Annotated in this window: 14 protein-coding genes; 7 read left to right on the forward strand and 7 right to left on the reverse strand. The window is 67.3% G+C overall.

Annotation, left to right across the window (positions count from 1 at the left end):
* Positions 1 to 9: 9 nt before the first annotated feature.
* Positions 10 to 1,770, reverse strand: a complete 1,761-nt coding sequence (gene ngg, locus M2319_RS14635; RefSeq protein WP_264602207.1) for an N-acetylglutaminylglutamine synthetase — start codon at positions 1,768 to 1,770, stop codon at positions 10 to 12.
* 25 nt (positions 1,771 to 1,795) lie between these two features.
* Positions 1,796 to 3,571, reverse strand: a complete 1,776-nt coding sequence (locus M2319_RS14640) for an N-acetylglutaminylglutamine amidotransferase (protein ID WP_264602208.1) — start codon at positions 3,569 to 3,571, stop codon at positions 1,796 to 1,798.
* Positions 3,572 to 3,881: 310 nt separating this feature from the next.
* Here M2319_RS14640 and M2319_RS14645 point away from each other — a divergent pair, with 310 nt between their 5' ends.
* Positions 3,882 to 4,457, forward strand: a complete 576-nt coding sequence (locus M2319_RS14645; protein ID WP_264602209.1) for a MarR family winged helix-turn-helix transcriptional regulator — start codon at positions 3,882 to 3,884, stop codon at positions 4,455 to 4,457.
* Positions 4,458 to 4,511: 54 nt separating this feature from the next.
* On the opposite strand, the gene M2319_RS14650 is transcribed toward M2319_RS14645, so the two are convergent.
* A complete protein-coding gene (locus M2319_RS14650; protein ID WP_264602210.1) occupies positions 4,512 to 5,120 on the reverse strand; it encodes a TetR/AcrR family transcriptional regulator in 609 nt (202 codons plus the stop codon).
* Between the two features lie 238 nt (positions 5,121 to 5,358).
* On the opposite strand from M2319_RS14650, the gene M2319_RS14655 reads away from it, so the two are divergent.
* From M2319_RS14655 to M2319_RS14680, 6 genes are all read left to right on the forward strand, one after another.
* Entirely contained in the window at positions 5,359 to 6,630 is a 1,272-nt protein-coding gene (locus M2319_RS14655; RefSeq protein ID WP_406682165.1) for an efflux RND transporter periplasmic adaptor subunit, read from the forward strand.
* Positions 6,631 to 6,637: 7 nt separating this feature from the next.
* Complete coding sequence (locus M2319_RS14660; RefSeq protein ID WP_264602211.1) at positions 6,638 to 9,802, forward strand: efflux RND transporter permease subunit; 3,165 nt, start codon at positions 6,638 to 6,640, stop codon at positions 9,800 to 9,802.
* A gap of 80 nt (positions 9,803 to 9,882) precedes the next feature.
* A complete protein-coding gene (locus M2319_RS14665) occupies positions 9,883 to 11,352 on the forward strand; it encodes an efflux transporter outer membrane subunit (protein ID WP_264602212.1) in 1,470 nt (489 codons plus the stop codon).
* Positions 11,353 to 11,511: 159 nt separating this feature from the next.
* On the forward strand, positions 11,512 to 12,729 hold the full coding sequence (locus tag M2319_RS14670; RefSeq protein WP_264602213.1) for a multidrug effflux MFS transporter: 1,218 nt from the start codon (positions 11,512 to 11,514) through the stop codon (positions 12,727 to 12,729).
* Positions 12,726 to 13,952 carry an efflux RND transporter periplasmic adaptor subunit gene (locus M2319_RS14675; RefSeq protein WP_264602214.1) on the forward strand — a complete coding sequence of 409 codons (1,227 nt, stop codon included), beginning with the start codon at positions 12,726 to 12,728 and terminating at the stop codon, positions 13,950 to 13,952. Before M2319_RS14670 ends, M2319_RS14675 begins: the two co-directional genes overlap by 4 nt.
* A gap of 1 nt (position 13,953) precedes the next feature.
* Positions 13,954 to 15,927, forward strand: coding sequence for a MacB family efflux pump subunit (locus M2319_RS14680; RefSeq protein ID WP_264602215.1), 1,974 nt, complete (start codon positions 13,954 to 13,956; stop codon positions 15,925 to 15,927).
* Positions 15,928 to 15,989: 62 nt separating this feature from the next.
* On the opposite strand, the gene M2319_RS14685 is transcribed toward M2319_RS14680, so the two are convergent.
* The 4 genes from M2319_RS14685 to folP all read right to left on the reverse strand — a co-directional run bounded on the left by M2319_RS14685 (position 15,990) and on the right by folP (position 19,019).
* Positions 15,990 to 16,859, reverse strand: coding sequence for a VHL beta domain-containing protein (locus M2319_RS14685; protein ID WP_264602216.1), 870 nt, complete (start codon positions 16,857 to 16,859; stop codon positions 15,990 to 15,992).
* A gap of 444 nt (positions 16,860 to 17,303) precedes the next feature.
* Positions 17,304 to 17,798, reverse strand: coding sequence for a 2-amino-4-hydroxy-6-hydroxymethyldihydropteridine diphosphokinase (gene folK, locus M2319_RS14690; protein WP_264602217.1), 495 nt, complete (start codon positions 17,796 to 17,798; stop codon positions 17,304 to 17,306).
* Positions 17,799 to 17,806: 8 nt separating this feature from the next.
* Positions 17,807 to 18,172, reverse strand: coding sequence for a dihydroneopterin aldolase (gene folB, locus M2319_RS14695; protein ID WP_264602218.1), 366 nt, complete (start codon positions 18,170 to 18,172; stop codon positions 17,807 to 17,809).
* Positions 18,165 to 19,019, reverse strand: a complete 855-nt coding sequence (gene folP, locus M2319_RS14700) for a dihydropteroate synthase (RefSeq protein WP_264602219.1) — start codon at positions 19,017 to 19,019, stop codon at positions 18,165 to 18,167. Before folP ends, folB begins: the two co-directional genes overlap by 8 nt.

Consider the following 19,019-nt stretch of genomic DNA (forward strand, 5'->3'; position numbering starts at 1 on the left):
GATCGTTCGTTATCGTTGTGCCGTTTTTCCGGCGGGCGCCAGTTCCTGCGCCGCCTGGCGCATGGCGGAGGGCATCGACAGCGGGAACAACAGGTCGATGAAGCGTTCCGCCGTCGGCTGTGGCTCGTGATTAGCAAGGCCCGGCCGTTCGTTGGCCTCGATGAAAGCATAGTCCGGGCCGCGTGGCGACTTCACCATGAAATCGACCCCGACCACAGGAATCTCGATCGCCCGGGCGACCTTGACGGCCGCTTCCACCAGCGCCGGATGCACGCCGTCGGTGACGTCGTGGATAGTGCCGCCGGTGTGCAGGTTGGCCGTCTTGCGGACCTCCAGCTCGGTTCCCTCCTCGAGCACGGTGTCGAGGCCGTGGCCGGCGGCCGCGACGACCTTTTCCGTCTCCACATCGAGGGGAATGGTCGATTCGCCGCCGGTCGCCGCCGACCGGCGCCGGCTTTGCGCCTCGATGAGCTGGCGGATGGTCCGCCGCCCGTCGCCGACCACGCAGGCCGGCCGGCGGATCGCGGCTGCGACCAGCCGGTAGTTGATGACGACGAGCCTCAGGTCCTGGCCCTCGACGCATTCTTCCAGGAGCACCGTGTCGGCAAATTTCCGCGCCGCCTCGATGGCTGCCTGCACGTCCTCAAGGCTTTCCAGCCCGACGAAGACGCCGCGGCCCTGTTCGCCGCGTGCCGGCTTGACGACGAGGCGCCCGTGCTTGCCGAGGAAGGCGGCGATAGCCTCTTCGCCCGCATCTGCCGGCATCTGCTCGGGAACGCGCACGCCGGCCGCCTCCACCATGCGCCGCGTCACCGCCTTGTCGTCGCAGATCGACATGGCGACCGCCGTGGTAAATTCCGACAGGCTCTCCCGGCACTTCACGGTCTGGCCGCCATAGGAGAGGCGGAAGAACCCGCCGGTGGCGTCGGTGACCTCCACCAGGATGCCGCGCCTGCGCGCCTCGTCGACGATGATCTTGGCATAGGGGTTGAGCGCCTCGTCGATCTCCGGGCCGGTGAACAGCGTCTCGTTGATCGGGTTCTTGCGCTTGACGGTGAACAGCGGCACCCGCTCGAAACCGAGCTTTTCATAGAGCGCGATGGCCTGCTCATTGTCGTGCATGACCGAAAGGTCGAGATAGGCGGCGCCCCGCTCGGCCGAGTATTCCGCGAGTCGGCGCACCAGCGCCTCGCCGACGCCCGGCTGGCGCGCCTGCGGATCGACCGCAAGGCACCACAGGGACGAGCCCTTTTCCGGATCGCCGAAGGCTCTGGCGTGGTCGACGCCGGTGACGGTGCCGAGCACCTCGCCGGTGACCTCGTCCTCGGCCACGAAATAGCAGATCGCCCGCGCGTCGCGCTGGGCCCAGAAGAATTCCAGCGGCACCGGCACCATGCCGCGCATGGCAAAGATGCGGTTGATCGCGTCGGCATCGCCCTTCGACGTCAGGCGGCGCACGAAGAAGCCCGACAGCGGCCGGTCCGAGGGCCGGTACGTGGTCAGGTCCAGACGGAAGCTGTGCGAGGGATCGAGGAACACCTCCTGCGGCGCGTTGGCCAGCAGCACATGCGGGTCCTTGATGTAGAAGGCAATGTCGCGCCGCTCCGGCAACTCCTTCTGCAGGACGGAGATCAGGGTCTCCGGATCGGTGAAGGTCTGCCCGAAGATCAGCCGCCCCCAGCCGCAATCGAGGGCGTAATTCGTCTTCGGCGCCGGCGGGGGGCCGTCGGTGGCGTCCGCGGCGTCGGGATGGTTGAGAGTATCGGCCATGACGTTGGTCCTGAATGATCGGGAATCAGATGTCGTGGGCCTGCAGCCACATCTCCAGAAGCGCCACCTGCCAGAGCTCGGAGCCCCTCAGCGGCGTGATATGGGCCGTCGGGTCGTCGAACAGCCGGTCGAGATAGTCCTTCCGGAAGAGGCCGCGCTCGCGCGCCGCCTGGTTGGTCAGCGTGTCGCGCACGAGATCGAGATAGGGCCCTTCGATGTATTTGAGCTGCGGGACCGGGAAATAGCCCTTCTTGCGGTCGATGACCTCGCTCGGCACCACCTGGCGCGCGGCGTCCTTGAGGACGCCCTTGCCGTTTTCCATCAGCTTCAGCTCCGGTGGCACGGTGGCGGCAAGTTCCACCAGCTCGTGGTCGAGGAACGGCACCCGCGCCTCCAGCCCCCAGGCCATGGTCATGTTGTCGACCCGCTTCACCGGATCGTCGACCAGCATGACCTGAGAATCGAGCCGGAGCGCCCGGTCGACCGGCGTCGCCGCGCCGTCCATCAGGAGATGCTCGGCGACGAGATCGCGGCTGATATCCGCATCCGGCATCCACTCGGGGGAAAGATGGGTCTTCAGCGTCTCGTGGCTGCGGTCGAAGAACACCCTGGCGTAATCGCCGACCACGTCGTTGGTGTTTTCCAGCGGCGGATACCAGTGATAGCCGCCGAACACCTCGTCGGCCCCCTGGCCGGACTGCACCACCTTGATGTGCTTGGAGACCTCGCGGCTCAAAAGGAAGAAGCCGATATTGTCGTAGGAGACCATCGGCTCCGACATCGCCGAGATCGTGTCCGGCAGCGAGCCGATGAGATCGGCCGAAGGCACGAAGATCTTGTGGTGGTCGGTCTGGAACGTCTTGGCGATGAGGTCCGAATAGACGAACTCGTCGCCCTTTTCCCCGTTCGCCTCCTCAAAGCCGATGGAAAAGGTCATCAGGTCCTTCTGGCCTTCCTCAGCCAGGAGCCCGACGATGACGCTGGAATCGACGCCGCCGGACAAAAGCACGCCGACCGGCACGTCCGCGACCATGCGCCGGCGCACGGCGACCCGCAGCGCTTCCAGCACCCGGTCGCGCCAGTCTTCGCGGGAAAGGCCGGAAAGCGCCGGATCGCGCTCGTAGGGCGGCTGCCAGTAGAGGGTGTCGGTGATCTCGCCCGACGTGGTGATCCGGCGCACGGTCGCCGGCGGCAGCTTCCTGACGCCCTTCAGGATCGTGCGCGGCGGCGGCACCACGGCGTGGAAGGTCATGTAGTTGTGGAGCGCTTCGGGATCGATGGTCCGGTCGACGTCGCCGCCGGCAAGCAGGGCCGGCAGGCTGGAGGCAAAGCGCAGCCGGGCATCGGTCTCGGAATAGTAGAGCGGCTTGATGCCGAAGCGGTCGCGGGCGAGCGTCACGGTGCCGCTGTCGCGCTCGGCGATGGCGAAGGCGAACATGCCGTGGAATCGCTTGACGCAGTCGGGGCCCCAGGCATGGAACGCCTTCAGGATCACCTCGGTGTCGCCATGGGAGAAGAACCTGTAGCCCTTCTCGACCAGCTCGCCGCGCAGCTCCGGATAGTTGTAGATGCAGCCGTTGAAGACGATGGTCAGCCCGAGTTCCGGGTCCGTCATCGGCTGCGCGGCTTTTTCCGACAGGTCGATGATCTTCAGCCGGCGATGGCCGAAGGCGATCGGCCCGCGCGCCAGGATGCCCGTGCCGTCGGGCCCGCGCGGGGCCAGCGTTTCGGTCATGCGCGCGACGGCCTCACCGTCGGCAAAGCTGCCGTCTAGGCGGATTTCTCCGGCAATTCCACACATGCTGGACTGAGTTCTCCCGATGTCTGCGACGAAACGAAGGGGCATCCGCGACGGCCGTGCGGCCGCTGCGGAGGCCCTGTCTATGATGGCCTTCGCCAACCCCCGCGGCGAAGGCCATCGATGCCCTTTGGGTCTGCCCCGGCAACAACGCAAGGAGCGCCCGCGCGTTCCCGGAAAGGGGCTTCCCCTTAAAGTTAAGGCGCGGGACAACCCGCGCCAGCCGGCAAATTCATTAGAACACAAATGATTTGAAATCAAATATTTTTTGGTGTAACGGTTTGCGCCACGATCGGACTGGAGACCCTGAAACGTGAGCGACCCGCTCGGCCCCGCCGGCGACAACGCCGCAAGACACGACGGATATGCGCAAAAGACCGCGCCGGATCCGGCGAGCGATGCCACCACGCCCGACGCACACGCGATCGACAACGCCGCCCATGTCATGAAGGCGATCAGGCGCATCGTCAGGGCCAACGACGTCCGGTCCAAGAAGGTCGCCCGCGAGGCCGGGCTGACGATTCCCCAGATCGTCGTCCTCCAAGCCGTGCGCGATTTCGGCCAGCTGACGACGGCGGCGCTGTCGCGCCAGGCCGACCTCAGCGCGGCGACCACCGTCACCATTCTCGACAAGCTTGAAGCGCGCGGCCTGGTCACCCGGCGGCGCAGCGACACCGACCGGCGCATCGTCCGCACCCGCCTGACAGAGGAGGGCGAACGCATCCTGAAGGGCGCCCCGGCCCTTTTCGGAAAACGATTCGTGACGGGATTTGCCGACCTTCCGGAGACCGAGCAGCAGCGTATCGTCGCCGCCTTCCGGGCCGTCGCCGACCTCGTCGACCCACCGCTCGCCGAGGCAGGCGCCGGCGAGGATGTCGACCTCGGCTGACCGCGCCGGCTCGGCGGCAAGGCTGCAATGCGCCGGGCGCCGGGCGCCGGGCCCTTATGCGGGAACGCCGTCCCGCTTTTGCACGCCGTGCAGAAACACCTGGATGCAGCGCTTGATATAGCCTTCCCGGTCGTCTTCGCCGGGCCAGTCCAGGTCTCCGCCGGTCGCCTTGGCCGCGATCGCGCCGAACACCATGTCCAACAGCATCTGCGCCGCCGCTTCGGTGTCGTCGATTACCATGCGGCCACGCGCGCATTGCCGGTCGAACCAAGCCGCAAGCTCCAGGCGCGACGGGATGGCGCCGTATTTGCGGGCCGTGGTGCGCAATTCCGGATATTGCCGGGTCTCGATGATGACGAGCCGGATCAGCGCCTGGCGCTTGCGGTTGTCCTCCGGATCGATTTCGACGCGGAAGATGGTTTCCAGCGCTTCGTCCAACGGCATGTCGTCGTAATTGCCCGGCAACAGCAGCATGCGCTGCCGGTTCTTGTCGATGATCGCGGCGAACAGGTCGAGCTTGCCGGGGAACAGCCGGTAGAGCGTGCGCTTGGACACCCGGCAGGACGCGGCAATATGATCCATGGTGGTGCCGCCATAACCGTTGGCCAGGAACAGCTCATGGGCCTGTTCGACGATTATTTCCCGCTGCACGTTGTCCGGCATGGCCTTCGGGCGACCGCGCTTTCGGCGCCCTGCTCCGGCGTGCTTGTCCCCGGGCCCTTCGTGGCTTTCCGGCAACGGTCGGACAATGGAAGTCATTCGGCATTCCTCGCGGCAGTTGACATCGCCTGCCTACCTGAATATTGGTAATCGAAGGTTTTGTAAATAAGGGTTCCAACCTTTGCGCCAAACAGTCACGTGGTCAGCCGGAGCGTCGGCGCCGCGCCGTTGTGCTTTCGCCATTGCGCAGCGGCATTCGGTCCGGACGCTGCTCCGGACGGGCCTTGTCGCCCTCTTCACCGCTGCAGCCCTGGTTGCCGCGTCCGAATCCCATGCCCAATCACCGGGCGGCGGGCCGAAGCCCGAGGTCGGTGTGCTGACGCTGCACCCGCAGTCGGTGGCGATCACCGCGGAACTGCCGGGCCGCACGACGGCCTCGCTGGTTGCCGAAGTGCGCCCGCAGGTCAACGGCATCATCCGCCGCCGCCTGTTCACCGAAGGCAGCGAGGTGGAGGCCGGCGCGCCGCTCTACCAGATCGACGACGCCACCTACCGCGCCACCTACCAGAGCGCCCGCGCCAGCCTGCAGAAGGCGCTGGCCGCGGTGCCGAGCGCGGAGGCCAAGGTCGCGCGCTACGAGAACCTGATCAAGCAGAATGCCATCTCCAAGCAGGAGCTCGACGATGCCAAGGCGACGCTGGCCCAGGCCCGTGCCGACGTCGCGGTCGCCAAGGCCCAGGTCGAGACGGCCCGCATCAACCTGACCTACACGACGGTGCTGGCGCCGATCGACGGCCGGGTCGACGAATCGCAACTGACCGTCGGTGCCCTCGTCACCGCGAATCAGTCGACCGCGCTAACGACGATCCGTACCCTCGATCCGATCAATGTCGACGTCACCCAGTCGAGCACCAACCTGCTCAACCTCAGAAAGGCGGTCGAGGAAGGCCGGATCAAGCTGCGCGGCGACAACATCACCGTGCGCCTGAAGCTGGAGACCGGAACGCTCTACGCGGAGTCCGGCACCCTTGCCTTCGTCGAATCCTATGTCGACCAGACCACCGGCACCTACACGCTGCGCGCCGAGTTCCCCAATCCGGACCGGCTCCTCCTGCCCGGCATGTATGTCCGCGCCCTGGTCGAGGAAGGCATTGCCGAAAACAGCTTCGTGGTGCCGCAGCGCGCCGTCAGCCGCAGCACCAAGGGCGAGGCGACGGCGCTGTTCGTGAACAAGGACAACAAGATCGAGCAGCGCGTCCTGGAGACGAATTCGAGCGTCGGCAACAACTGGCTGGTCAGCGACGGCATTTCCGACGGCGACCGCATCGTCGTCACCGGGTCACAGTTCGTGCGCGAAGGTGCCGACGTGACGACCGTGGAGGTCGTCATCGACGAGACCACCGGCGAGGTGTCGGAACTGAAGCAGGGCGCCGCGGCGCCCGGCGATCCCGACACGCTCGCGCTCGCCGCCGAAGCCGGACAGAAACAGAAGCCCGGCGCGGCGAAGGACTGAGACCCGAATGTCATCTTTCTTCATCGACAGGCCGATCTTCGCCTGGGTCATTGCAATCGTTATCATGCTCGGCGGCCTTCTGGCCCTGAACACCCTGCCGATCTCGCAATATCCCGACATCGCCCCGACCACCGTGCGCATTTCCGGCACCTATCCCGGTGCCGACGCCCAGACGGTTGAGAACTCCGTCACCAAGGTGATCGAAAGCGGCATGACCGGCATCGACCACCTCGACTACATGTCGGCGACGTCGACCTCCATCGGCCGCGCCGAAATCGTCCTGACCTTCACCAGCGCCGCCGACCCCGACGTCGCCCAGATGCAGGTCCAGAACAAGCTGCAGCTCGTCACGCCGCAGCTTCCCCAGGCGGTGCAGGACAACGGCCTGACGGTCAACAAGTCGTCTTCCGGCTTCCTCCTGGTCATCGGGTTCATCTCCGAGACCGGCGACATGACCCAGACCGACCTCGCCGACTACGTCGACAGCACGCTCATCGACACGCTGAACCGCGTCGAGGGCGTCGGCGAGACCCAGGTCTTCGGCTCCGGCTATGCCATGCGCATCTGGCTCGATCCGGACAAGCTGGCGAAATACGCCCTGATGCCTGGCGACGTCGCCTCCGCAGTGCAGTCCCAGAACACCCAGGTCTCGGCCGGCCAGCTCGGCGGCCTGCCGGCCATCGAGGGCCAGCAGCTCAACGCCACGGTCACCGCCCGCAGTCGCCTGCAGACCCCCGAGCAGTTCCGCAACATCATCCTGAAGAGCACGACCGAAGGCTCCATCGTCCGCCTCAACGACGTCGCCCGGGTCGAGATCGGCTCGGAAAGCTACAACACCACGGCGCGCTACCAGGGCCAGCCGGCGGCCGGCGTCGGCGTCAGCCTGGCGACCGGCGCCAACGCGCTGTCGACGGCACAGCGGGTCCGCGACACCATCGAGCGCATGCGGCCGACCTTCCCGGCCGGCGTCACGGTCGTCTACCCTTACGACACCACGCCGTTCGTGCGCCTGTCGATCGAAGAGGTGGTGAAGACGCTGGTCGAGGCCATCGTCCTCGTCTTCATCGTCATGTTCGTGTTCCTGCAGAACATCCGCGCCACCATCATCCCGACGCTGGCCGTCCCGGTCGTCCTCCTCGGCACCTTCGGGGTGCTCGCCGTCTTCGGCTTTTCCATCAACACGCTGACCATGTTCGCCATGGTGCTGGCGATCGGCCTGCTGGTCGACGACGCCATCGTCGTGGTGGAGAACGTCGAGCGCGTGATGCACGACGAGAAGCTGCCGCCGCGCGAGGCGACGCGCAAGTCGATGCGCGAGATCACCGGCGCCCTGATCGGCATCGTCACGGTGCTGTCCGCCGTGTTCATCCCGATGGCCTTCTTCGGCGGCTCGGTCGGCGTCATCTACCGCCAGTTCTCCGTCACCATCGTCTCGGCCATGGTGCTGTCGCTGGTCGTCGCCCTGGTGCTGACGCCGGCGCTCTGCGCCACGATCCTGAAGCCGCCGCCGGACCATGCGACCCAGAAGGGCCCGTTCGGCTGGTTCAACCGCATGTTCGACCGCACCACGCGCGGCTACCACACCAGCACCGGCGCCATCGTGCACCGCTCGATCCGCTTCGTCGCCGTGTTCCTGGCGATCGTCGTCGCCGCCGTCTGGCTGTTCGAAAAGCTGCCGGGCTCGTTCCTGCCGGAAGAGGACCAGGGCTTCCTGATCGCCTCGGCCACCCTGCCGGCCGGCGCCACCCAGGACCGCACCCTCGCCGTCCTCGACCAGATCGACGACCATTTCCGCAAGAACGAAGCGGAGCTGGTGGAAAGCGTCTTCACCGTCGCCGGCTTCGGCTTCGGCGGCCGCGGCCAGAATGTCGGCCTGTCCTTCATCCGGCTGAAGCCGTTCGACGAGCGCGAGGGCCCCGGCACGTCGGCCCAGGAAATGGCCGGACGGGCAATGCCAGCGCTGATGAAGATCAAGGACGCCCGGGTCTTTGCCCTGGCGCCGCCGGCGATCCGCGGCCTCGGCAACACCAACGGCTTCAATTTCTATCTCCAGGACATCAACGGTGCCGGCCACGACAAGCTGATCGCGGCCCGCAACCAGCTCCTCGGCATGGCCGGCCAGTCGAGCCTGCTCGCCAACACAAGGCCGAACGGCCAGGAGGATACGCCGCAGTTCTCCATCGACATCGACCAGGAACGGGCGAGCGCCTTCGGCATCGGCATTGCCGACATCAACCAGACGGTGTCGATCGCCTGGGGCAGCGACTACGTCAACGACTTCATCGACCGCGGCCGCGTCAAGCCGGTCTACCTGCAGGCGGACAAGGAATTCCGCATGCAGCCGGAGGACGTCGCCCGCTGGCATGTGCGCAACGCCGGCGGCCAGATGGTGCCGTTCTCGTCCTTCTCCGACAGCCGCTGGACCTTCGGCTCGCCGCGCCTGGAGCGCTACAACGGCTCCTCGGCGGTCGAGATGCAGGGCTCTGCCGCAGCCGGCATCAGCTCCGGCGAGGCGATGAACGAGATCGAACGGCTGATCGAGCAACTGCCCGGCGGCTTCTCCTTCGAATGGACGGGCCTGTCCTACCAGGAAAAGCTCTCCGGCAACCAGGCGACGGCACTCTACGCCATCTCCATGCTGGTCGTCTTCCTCAGCCTGGCCGCGCTCTATGAAAGCTGGGCGACGCCGCTCGCCGTCATGCTGTCGGTGCCGATCGGCTTCTTCGGCGCCGTCGCCGCCGCGCTCTATTTCGGCCAGACCAACGACGTCTATTTCAAGGTCGGCCTTCTGACGACGATCGGCCTTGCCGCCAAGAACGCCATCCTCATCGTCGAGTTCGCGCTCGCCCAGCTCGATACGGGCAAGCCGCTCATCGAGGCGACCCAGGAGGCGGCGCGCCAGCGCCTCCGCCCGATCCTGATGACATCCTTCGCCTTTATCCTCGGCGTGACGCCGCTGGCGGTCGCCAACGGTCCGGGCTCGGGCGCGCAGAATTCCATCGGTATCGGCGTCATGGGCGGCATGATTGCAGCCACATTCCTCGGCATTTTCTTCGTCCCCCTTCTCTTTGTCGTCGTTCGGCGTATTTTCCGCAGCGACAAGAGGCGCGATGATGCCTCGACACCTCCCCCTGCCGGCCATGAGAAGCCGGCCGTCGAATCGCAAGGATGAAGACAGTGACCCGGCGTGCCAGACCTGCGACGTTGCCCCGTGCCGCATCCCCCGCTGCCCGCATGAGAAAGGCCCCGCGGATGGCGATCGCCGGCCTGACCGCGGCGCTGCTGGCCGGCTGCGCCGTCGGTCCGGACTACCAGACGCCGTTCCTGTCGATGCCGGACGGCTGGAGCCACGCCAAGAGCGACACGGCGACGCCGCGCCCGCCGCAGCTCGCCCATTGGTGGCGCCGGCTGAACGACCCGCTGCTCAGCCAGATCATCGAGGAGGCCGTCGCCGGCAATCTCGACGTCGCCGCGGCCAAGGCCCGCGTGCGCGAGGCCCGGGCCACCTACCGCCAGAGCTTCGGCGCCATGCTGCCGGGCGTCTCCGGCAGCGGTTCGGCGACCAGCAACAAGAGCACCGGCTCCGGCGCCAGCAACGGTGAGCACTACCGGCTCTACCAGGCCGGCTTCGACGCAAGCTGGGAGATCGACCTCTTCGGCGCCAACAAGCGCGCCGTGGAAGCCGCCCAGTACGGCCTCGACGCCGCCGAGGAGGATCTTCGGGCAACGCTCCTCACCCTGATCGGCGACGTCGCCGCCAACTATGTGGACGCCCGCGGCTATCAGGCGCGCATCGCGCTCGCCCAGCGCACCGCCGGCTCCCAGCGCGAGACCGCCGACCTCACCCGCAACAAGTTCGAGGCCGGCGCCGCCACGGCCCTCGACGTCGCCAACGCCTCCGGCCAGCAGACCGACACGGAAGCCAACATCCCGGAACTGCGCGCCGCCTTCCACCAGGCGGTCCACCGGCTCGGCGTCCTCACCGGCAAGCCGCCCGCCTCGCTCGCCGACCGCATGGGCAAGCCGAAGGCGATCCCGCGGCCGCGCTGGCCGATCCCCGCCGGCATTCCCGCCGACGTCCTCGTCGACCGGCCCGACGTGCGGCTCGCCGAGCGCCAGCTCGCTGCCTCCACCGCCCGCATCGGCCAGGCCGAGGCAGAGCGCTATCCCAAGGTCAGCCTGACCGGCAACATCGACACCTCGGCCCGCAAGCTCGGCGACCTCGGCAAGTCGTCGTCGGTAAGCTGGTCGTTCGGCCCGGCGATCTCCGTGCCGATCTTCAACGGCGGCCAGTTGAAGGCCGCCGTGGAAATCGCCGAAGCCCAGCGCGACCAGTATTTCATTGCCTATCGCAGCGCCGTTCTGACCGCCCTGGAAGACGTGGAGAACGCCCTCGTCGCCCTGCGCCAGGAGCGCATCAAGCACGGCCGGCTCGCCTCCTCGGTGCAGTCCTACCGCAAGTCGGCAAGCCTTGCCCGCTCGCTCTACGACACCGGCTCGTCGAGCTTCCTCGACGTGCTTGACGCGGAACGCTCGCTCTACTCGGCCGAGGACGCCCTCATCGCCAGCCGCGTCGCCATCACCCAGGACTACATCTCCCTGCATAAGGCGCTCGGCGGCGGCTGGTCCGGCGAGGTCGACAGCTCCAAGCCGGAGATCGTCGACACCAACACCGGGCCACATTTCGTCGATATCAGGCCCCGTCCCGCGCCGTGGCGATGAGTGCGCCTGCGCGGTGACGACGCTGCGGCTCTGACCGCACCGCCCGCGGGGCGCCTCCACGGCCCGCGGGACGGATCGAAATGGAATTCACGCATCCGGCGCGGCGCGCGCGCCGACATGGAGCGGTCCGGCGTTCGCCGCCGGGTCGCCAGGACCCGAATGACGCCTGTTGAAAGAACTGACCTTGACGCAAAGGGAATAAACATTGCCGGTCTGACGCTGCTTCTCGGCGCGCTGACCGCATTTGCCCCCTTTGCCACCGACCTCTACCTGCCGGGCCTGCCGGAGATCGCGGCGAGCTTTCGCACCGATTCCGGCCACGTCCAGCTCAGCCTGTCGGTGTTCTTCCTCGGACTTGCCGTCGGCCAGATCATCTACGGCCCGCTGATCGACCGGCTCGGCCGCCGCCTGCCGCTCCTCATCGGCGTCGGCATCTTCACCGTCACCTCCTTCCTGATCGCCTTTGCCCCGACCATCGAGGCCTTCATCGGCCTGAGGCTGCTGCAGGGGCTTTCGGGCTGCGCCGGCATGGTCGTCGGCCGCGCCGCCGTCCGCGACCTGTTCGATGAGCGCGAGACCGCCCGGGTGTTCTCCATGCTGATCACGGTCATCGGCATCGCCCCGATCGTCGCGCCGATCCTCGGCGGCTATGTGCTGACGGTCGGCCAGTGGCCCGCCGTCTTCGTCCTCCTCGGCCTGTTCGGCCTGACCTGCCTTGCCGCCGCCGCCCGGTACCTGCCCGAGACCCTGCCGGTGGACGAGCGCAACACCGCCAATCTTGGCTCCATCGTCATGACCTATCTGCGGCTCGCCACCTGCCGCGCCTTCATCCTGCCGGCGCTCGTCGGCAGCTTCGCCTTCGGCGGCCTGTTCTCCTTCATCAGCGGCTCGTCCTTCGTCTTCATCGAGATCTACGGCCTCAGCGAGCAGCACTATGGCTGGCTGTTCGGCATCGTCGCCGCCGCCCTGATGGTCGGGGCGCAGGTCAACCGCGCCCTGTTGAAGACCCTGGAGCCGCGCACCGTCTTTGCGATCGGCATTGCCCTTTCCATCGCCGCCGCGATCGCCCTCAACCTCGCCGTTGCGACGGGATCGCTGATCCTTCTCGTCATCCCGCTCTGGTTCATCGTCGGCGTCATCCCGCTGATCTCCACCAACGCCATGGCGATCGCCATGGCCCAGAGCAGCGGCAATGCCGGCAGCGCTTCGGCCCTGCTCGGCCTGTTGCAGTTCGGCACGGCGTCGATCGTCAGCGCCGTCATCGGCTCGATCCACAACGACACGGCCTATCCGATGTCCGGCGCCATCCTCGGCTGCGGCCTTGTCGCCGGGCTCCTCCTGATCGTCTTCCGCGCCACGGAGAAGACCCGCCGATGAGCGCACCGGCACGCAAACGCTCCCTCACCCGCCGCATCGCTGTCGCGCTCGTCGTCCTCGTCGTCGCCGCGATCGCCGCCTGGTTCGCGCGTCCTTACCTGATCGAGGAAGAGGCGCCGGACGTGATGACCGCGCCGGTGCGCCGCGGCGACGTGGAGGTCACCGTGCTCGCCAGCGGCACGCTGCGGCCGGCCAAGCTGGTTGCCGTCGGCGCCCAGGTCTCCGGCCGCATCACCGCTTTGCACGTTGCCCTCGGCGACACGGTGAAGGAGGGCGACCTGATCGCGGAAATCGACTCCGTGACCCAGGAAAACGCCCTGCGCACAGCCGAGGCGACGCTCGCCAATGTCCGCGCCCAGAAGGTGGAGAAGGAGGCGACCCTCGCCCTCAACCGCCAGTCCCTGGAGCGCCAGCAGCGCATGCTCGCCCAGCAGGCGACCTCCCAGGCCGACTTCGAATCCGCAGAGGCCGCCGTCAAGACCACCGAGGCACAGATCGACGCGCTCGCCGCCCAGGTGGTGGAAGCCCAGGTCGCGGTCGAGACGGCCCGCGCAAACCTCGGCTACACCCGCATCACCGCGCCGATGGGCGGCACGGTGCTGGCGATCGTCAACCAGGAGGGCCAGACGGTCAACGCGGCCCAGTCGGCGCCGACCATCGTCGTCCTCGGCCAGCTCGACACGATGAAGGTGGAGGCGGAGATCTCCGAGGCCGACATCGTCAACGTCAAGCCCGGCCAGCCGGTCTATTTCACCATCGTCGGCGACCTCGACACCCGCTACGAGGCCGTCCTGGAATCGATCGAACCGGCCCCGGACTCCATCGTCAACGATGCCGCCATCAGCAGTTCGTCGTCCAGTTCGTCCTCAACCTCCACCGAGGCGATCTACTACAACGGCATCTTCCACGTGCCGAACCCGGACGGGCACCTGAGGACCTACATGACCGCAGAGGTCCATATCGTGCTCGGCGCGGCCCGCGACGTCCTCACCATCCCGGCCGTCGCCATCGGCGCGCGGGCGCCGGACGGCAGCCGCACCGTCGACGTGCTTGAAGCGGACGGCGCGATCGTCTCCCGCAAGGTTGAGATCGGCCTCAACGACAAGTCCGTCGCCGAGGTCCGCTCCGGCCTTGAGGAGGGCACGCGCGTCGTCACCGGCACCCGCAGCGGCGAATCCGCCACCCGCGAGCGCCGCGGGCCGCGGGGCCCGATGGGGCTCTGAGATGGCGGCCGACCGACAGCCGCTGATCGAGGTCAGGGGCCTCACGAGGGCGTTCCGCGCCGGCGAGGACGAGCTGCTCGCCCTCGACCACATCGACCTGACCATCGAGCGCGGCGAGATGGTGGCGATCGTCGGCGCCTCCGGCTCCGGCAAGTCGACGCTGATGAACATCCTCGGCTGCCTCGACCGGCCGACCGGCGGCAGCTACCGCATCAACGGCCGCGAGACCGCCGAGCGCGACGCCGACGAGCTGGCCGCCCTGCGCCGCGAGCATTTCGGCTTCATCTTCCAGCGCTACCACCTGCTCGCCGAGCTGACCGCCGTCGGCAATGTGGAGATCCCGGCCATCTATGCCGGCCGCGGCGGCGAGGAACGGCACGAGCGTGCCGTTGCCCTTCTTTCCCGGCTCGGCATGGACGACCGCCTCGGCCACCGCCCGGGCCAGCTTTCCGGCGGCCAGCAGCAGCGGGTCTCCATCGCGAGAGCCCTGATGAACGGCGCGGAGGTGATCCTTGCGGACGAGCCGACCGGCGCGCTCGATTCCCAGAGCGGCGAGGAGGTCCTGAAAATCCTCCAGGAGCTCAACGCCGACGGCAAGACGGTGATCATGGTCACCCACGATGCGGCGATCGCCGCCCATGCCAACCGCACCATCGAATTGAAGGACGGCATCATCGTCGCCGACACCCGCACGGAGCGGACCACAGCCGAACATGCGTCGGCCAGCGGCGGCGAGGGCGAAAAGCTGAACGCCGGCGCACGCTCCCTGCGCGCCGAGGCCGCCCGGTTCCGCGAGGCGTTCCGCATGGCCGTCGTCGCCATGCGCGCCCACAAGGTTCGCGCCTTCCTGACGATGCTCGGCATCATCATCGGCATCGCTTCCGTCGTCGCCGTCGTCGCCCTCGGCGAGGGCTCGCGCCAGAAGGTGCTGGCCAACATCTCCAGCCTCGGCACCAACACGCTGGAGGTCTTTCCCGGAAGGGATTTCGGCGACGTGCGGTCCGGGCGCATCACCACGCTGGTGGTCGCCGACGCCAACGCGCTGGCAAGGCAACCCTATGTCGCCGCCGTCACGCCGACGGTGACGACCAGCGACACCATCCGCTTCGGCGCCGAGGAGGCGAGCGGGCGCATCAACGGCGTCAGCGACACCTATTTCGCCGCCGAGGGCCTGAAGCTCGCGGCCGGTCGCCTGTTCGATGCCGATAGCGTCGCAAGGCGCAGCCAGGACGCCGTCATCGACCAGAATACCCAGTCGGCCCTCTTCAAGGATGGCATCGACCCGGTCGGCAAGGTGATCTTCGTCGGGCCGGTGCCGTGCCGCGTCGTCGGCGTCGTGGAGCCGCGCAGCGGCGGCTTCGGCGCCTCCAACAACCCGTCCGTCTACCTGCCCTACACCACGGTCCAGACCCGCATCCTAGGCGACACGCGCTTGCGCTCCATCACCGTCCAGGTCAGCGACGACACGGATACGGACCTTGCCGAAAAGGCGGTCACCAAATTCCTCATCTCGCGGCACGGCACCAAGGACTTCTTCATCCTCAACACCGACGACATTCGCCGCACCATCACCTCCACCACCGAGACCCTGACGCTCCTGATCGCGGCGATTGCGCTGATCTCGCTGTTCGTCGGCGGCATCGGCGTGATGAACATCATGCTGGTCTCGGTGTCGGAGCGGGTCGGCGAGATCGGGGTCCGGATGGCCGTCGGCGCCCGCCGCGGCGACATATTGCGCCAGTTCCTGATCGAGGCGGTGCTGGTCTGCCTGATCGGCGGCGTCCTCGGCATTGCCGCCGCCCTCGGCTTCGGCGCGCTCTTCAAGCTGGTCGGCTCCAACTTCACGCTGATTTATTCGACGACCTCGATCGTCGCCGCGTTCCTCTGCTCCAGCCTCATCGGCGTCGCCTTCGGCTATTTGCCGGCCCGCAACGCCTCGCGGCTCGACCCGGTCGTCGCCCTGATGCGGGATTGAGCGGGCGACAAAGAAAAGGCGGACCCGAAGGCCCGCCCTCTCGCCATGCGTTGTCGAAACGGCTACCGGATCGTGAACCGGTTGCCGCCGTTGCCTACGGTCATCACGCCGCCATGGCAGCGGCCCTGGAAGTCCCGGGCGATCCAGTGGTGGCCGGAAAAACTGTCGAGCGCCGTCGTCTCGCCCGGCATCAGCGCGGCGAACTCCACCGGCGTGCCGCCGGCATCGAGCCAGTAGATATTGACCGCCTGGTCCGCCCGGTTGGTGAACCGCACCTGCCGCCCGACATCGGAGGACGGAGACGCCATGGCGCCGAAATCCGGGCAGCCGGGCCCGGGCCGGGCCGCATTGTTTGCCATCGGGCGCGCCGCCCGCGGCTCGGAGCGCGCGCCGCGGGCGTTCGGCATCTCAAAGCGCTTCAGCTTCGGCCGCTCCACCGGGCCGCCGTACCGGGCGACGCAGTCCTCCGCCGCCGACAGCGCCGCGGCCGAGCCGTTCAGCGACCAGCGCCGCTCGCGCCCGCCGAGGCTCACCCCGAAGACGCGGCCGGCGCGCACCTCGTCGATGAAGGCATCGCCGACCCGCGTTCCCGCCCGCTTGCCGTTGGGCGAGCCGGCGAAATCGGCAAATTGTGCGAGATCGTCGACGAAGAGATCGCCCGCGATCTTGGTACTGCTGCCGGTGCCCGGCACGCCGACGCGCCAGATGCGGCCGTCATGGCTGAAGATGAGGTCGCCGGCGGTGCGGCTGTGCAAGCGTGCCCGGCACGCCCGGAAGTCGCCGTTGCGGAAGACCGCAAAGACGATCCAGTCGCCGACGCGCGCAAAGCGCTCCGAGGCAGCCGACGCCGGAGCGGTCGCCGCGACCGACAGCGCGCCGGCAAGTCCGCCGACGAGCGCCGCGGCAAGGATTGGAGAAAGAATCCGTTTCATCAAAGCGTCTCCCTAAAGCGTATTCCCCGATAACAGGTTCGGATCGGAACGGGCGCCCAAAATAGGCGGCCAACCCGTTTCAAGCGAGTCCGCAATCGCAAGACATTTTTCGCCCGCGCCGTCGGACATGGCGCCGGAGGTATCACCGGGCCTTCCCCACGTGCCGGACCGTTCGGCCACAACGGAGGCCGGTTCATCGGAGCGTTTCTGCTGCTGAGTCGACTGCCGAAGACGTGAACCGGTGGGCGGCGGGTGAGGCTCCGGCACCACGAAAGGCGCGCGCGAGCACTCCGAAAATGCCCCCCTCGCAACGGACGCAGAACGGCGCCTGTCAGGTCCAAAACCGCTCGAAAAGGCGCCCGTTCAGCCAAATGAATACAATTAATAAATTGTAAACGATATATTCAAAAAGTCAGAATGGGCTGAAATATAAAGGGAATTCCTTCACTCCGCGGCACCGGCCGGCTCCAGGCGGTGAATGCCGTCGCCGCCGAGGCGGTGGAGCGCGTCGCGGACGGAAACGCCGGCAATCATCTTCTCCGGCGCGATGTCGGCAAGCGGGGCGAGCACGAAGGCGCGCTCGAGCATGTGCGGATGGGGGACGGTGAGCCCGGCCTCGTCGATGGTCTCCTCGCCGAAGAAGAGGACGTCGAGATCGATCACCCGCGGGCCCCAGCGGCTGATGCGCTTGCGGCCGAGGCGGGCCTCGATGGCAAGGCAAAGGTCGAGCAGGTCGCGCGCCGACAGCGTCGTCTCCACGAGCACGCAGGCATTGACGAACCAGTCCTGGTCGGTGACGCCCCAGGGGTCCGTCTTGAAGAAGCCGGACCGCGCCGTGACGGTGACGCCGGGCGCGGCGTCCAAGAGCCCGATCGCTCGCGCGATGGTGCCCGCCTTGTCGCCCATATTGCTGCCGAGGCCGATGGCCGCTTCCGTCATTGTGACACTCACTGCCTCTCGCGAAAGATCTCGACCGCCACGAAATCGAACATCCCGGCGATCGGCGCCTGGGGCTTGCGCACGGTGATGTCGACGGCGCTCACGGTCTCGAACCGCTCCAGGATGCGCGCGGCAACCGTTTCGGCCAGCGCTTCCAGCAGATGATAACGGGCGCCGGTGGCGACGTCTTCGACGGTCCGGAACAGGCTCTCGTAGCAGAGGGCCTTTGCATAGTCGTCGCTCGCGCCCGCCTCCCGCGTATCGGTCACGCAGGCGACGTCGAATTCGAACCGCTGGCCGAGCCGCGCCTCTTCCGCGTGCACGCCGTGGAAGGCGTGCACGACGATATTCTTCAGAACAATGCGGTCAGCCATTCGGTTCCCCAATTGCCGGCCCCGTTGCGGGTCTCGTCACCAGGTCGGCAAAGCGGCAGGCCTCCACATGCTCCCTGACGTCGTGGACGCGGACGATATCCGCCCCCTTGGCGACCGCCAGCACATTGCTGGCGAGGGTGGCGTTGAGACGCCGGTCGACGGGAAGGCCGAGAAACTTGCCGAACATGGATTTGCGCGACGTGCCAACGAGGATCGGTAAACCGAAGCGTTTCAGGTCGTCGAGATGCGACAGGACCTGAACGTTCTGCGCCGCCGTCTTGCCGAAGCCGATGCCCGGATCGAGCACGATGCGCGAGCGGTCGATGCCAGCAATGGTGGCGATCGCCAGCGTATGGTCGAAGAACGCCATCAGCTCGGAAAAGATATCGACGGTCTCGTCGATTTCCGCGCGATTGTGCATGGCAACGAGTGTCGCGTCCGCATCGGCGACGACGCCGGCCATGTCGGGATCGCGCTGCAGGCCCCAGACGTCGTTGACGATGGCGGCTCCGGCCGCAAGCGCCCGGCGCGCCACCTCGGCCTTGTAGGTATCGACCGAAATCGGCACGGAGATCGCCTTTGCAAGCGCCTCGATCACCGGAATGACCCGCGCGGCCTCCTCCTCCAGCGACACCTCCTCAGAGCCCGGCCGGGTCGATTCCCCGCCGATATCGATGATGTCGGCGCCGTCCTCGACCATCGCCAGCGCATGGGCATGGGCCGCGCCGTGGTCGTCATAGCGGCCGCCGTCGGAGAACGAATCGGGCGTCACGTTGAGGATGCCCATGACGAGCGTGCGCGTGCCGACGGCAAAGCGCTCTCCGCCGATGTCGAGGAAATTTGCCAT

Source organism: Rhodobium gokarnense, from assembly GCF_025961475.1.
Taxonomy (GTDB): Bacteria; Pseudomonadota; Alphaproteobacteria; order Rhizobiales; family Rhodobiaceae; genus Rhodobium; species Rhodobium gokarnense.

Coding starts and splice junctions, on each gene's coding strand:
- ngg (WP_264602207.1), bottom strand. CDS start 1,770: ATGGCCGATACTCTCAACCATCCCGACGCCGCGGACGCCACCGACGGC.
- M2319_RS14640 (WP_264602208.1), bottom strand. CDS start 3,571: ATGTGTGGAATTGCCGGAGAAATCCGCCTAGACGGCAGCTTTGCCGAC.
- M2319_RS14650 (WP_264602210.1), bottom strand. CDS start 5,120: ATGCCGGACAACGTGCAGCGGGAAATAATCGTCGAACAGGCCCATGAG.
- M2319_RS14660 (WP_264602211.1), top strand. CDS start 6,638: ATGTCATCTTTCTTCATCGACAGGCCGATCTTCGCCTGGGTCATTGCA.
- M2319_RS14665 (WP_264602212.1), top strand. CDS start 9,883: ATGGCGATCGCCGGCCTGACCGCGGCGCTGCTGGCCGGCTGCGCCGTC.
- M2319_RS14670 (WP_264602213.1), top strand. CDS start 11,512: ATGACGCCTGTTGAAAGAACTGACCTTGACGCAAAGGGAATAAACATT.
- M2319_RS14675 (WP_264602214.1), top strand. CDS start 12,726: ATGAGCGCACCGGCACGCAAACGCTCCCTCACCCGCCGCATCGCTGTC.
- M2319_RS14680 (WP_264602215.1), top strand. CDS start 13,954: ATGGCGGCCGACCGACAGCCGCTGATCGAGGTCAGGGGCCTCACGAGG.
- M2319_RS14685 (WP_264602216.1), bottom strand. CDS start 16,859: ATGAAACGGATTCTTTCTCCAATCCTTGCCGCGGCGCTCGTCGGCGGA.
- folK (WP_264602217.1), bottom strand. CDS start 17,798: ATGACGGAAGCGGCCATCGGCCTCGGCAGCAATATGGGCGACAAGGCG.
- folB (WP_264602218.1), bottom strand. CDS start 18,172: ATGGCTGACCGCATTGTTCTGAAGAATATCGTCGTGCACGCCTTCCAC.
- folP (WP_264602219.1), bottom strand. CDS start 19,019: ATGGCAAATTTCCTCGACATCGGCGGAGAGCGCTTTGCCGTCGGCACG.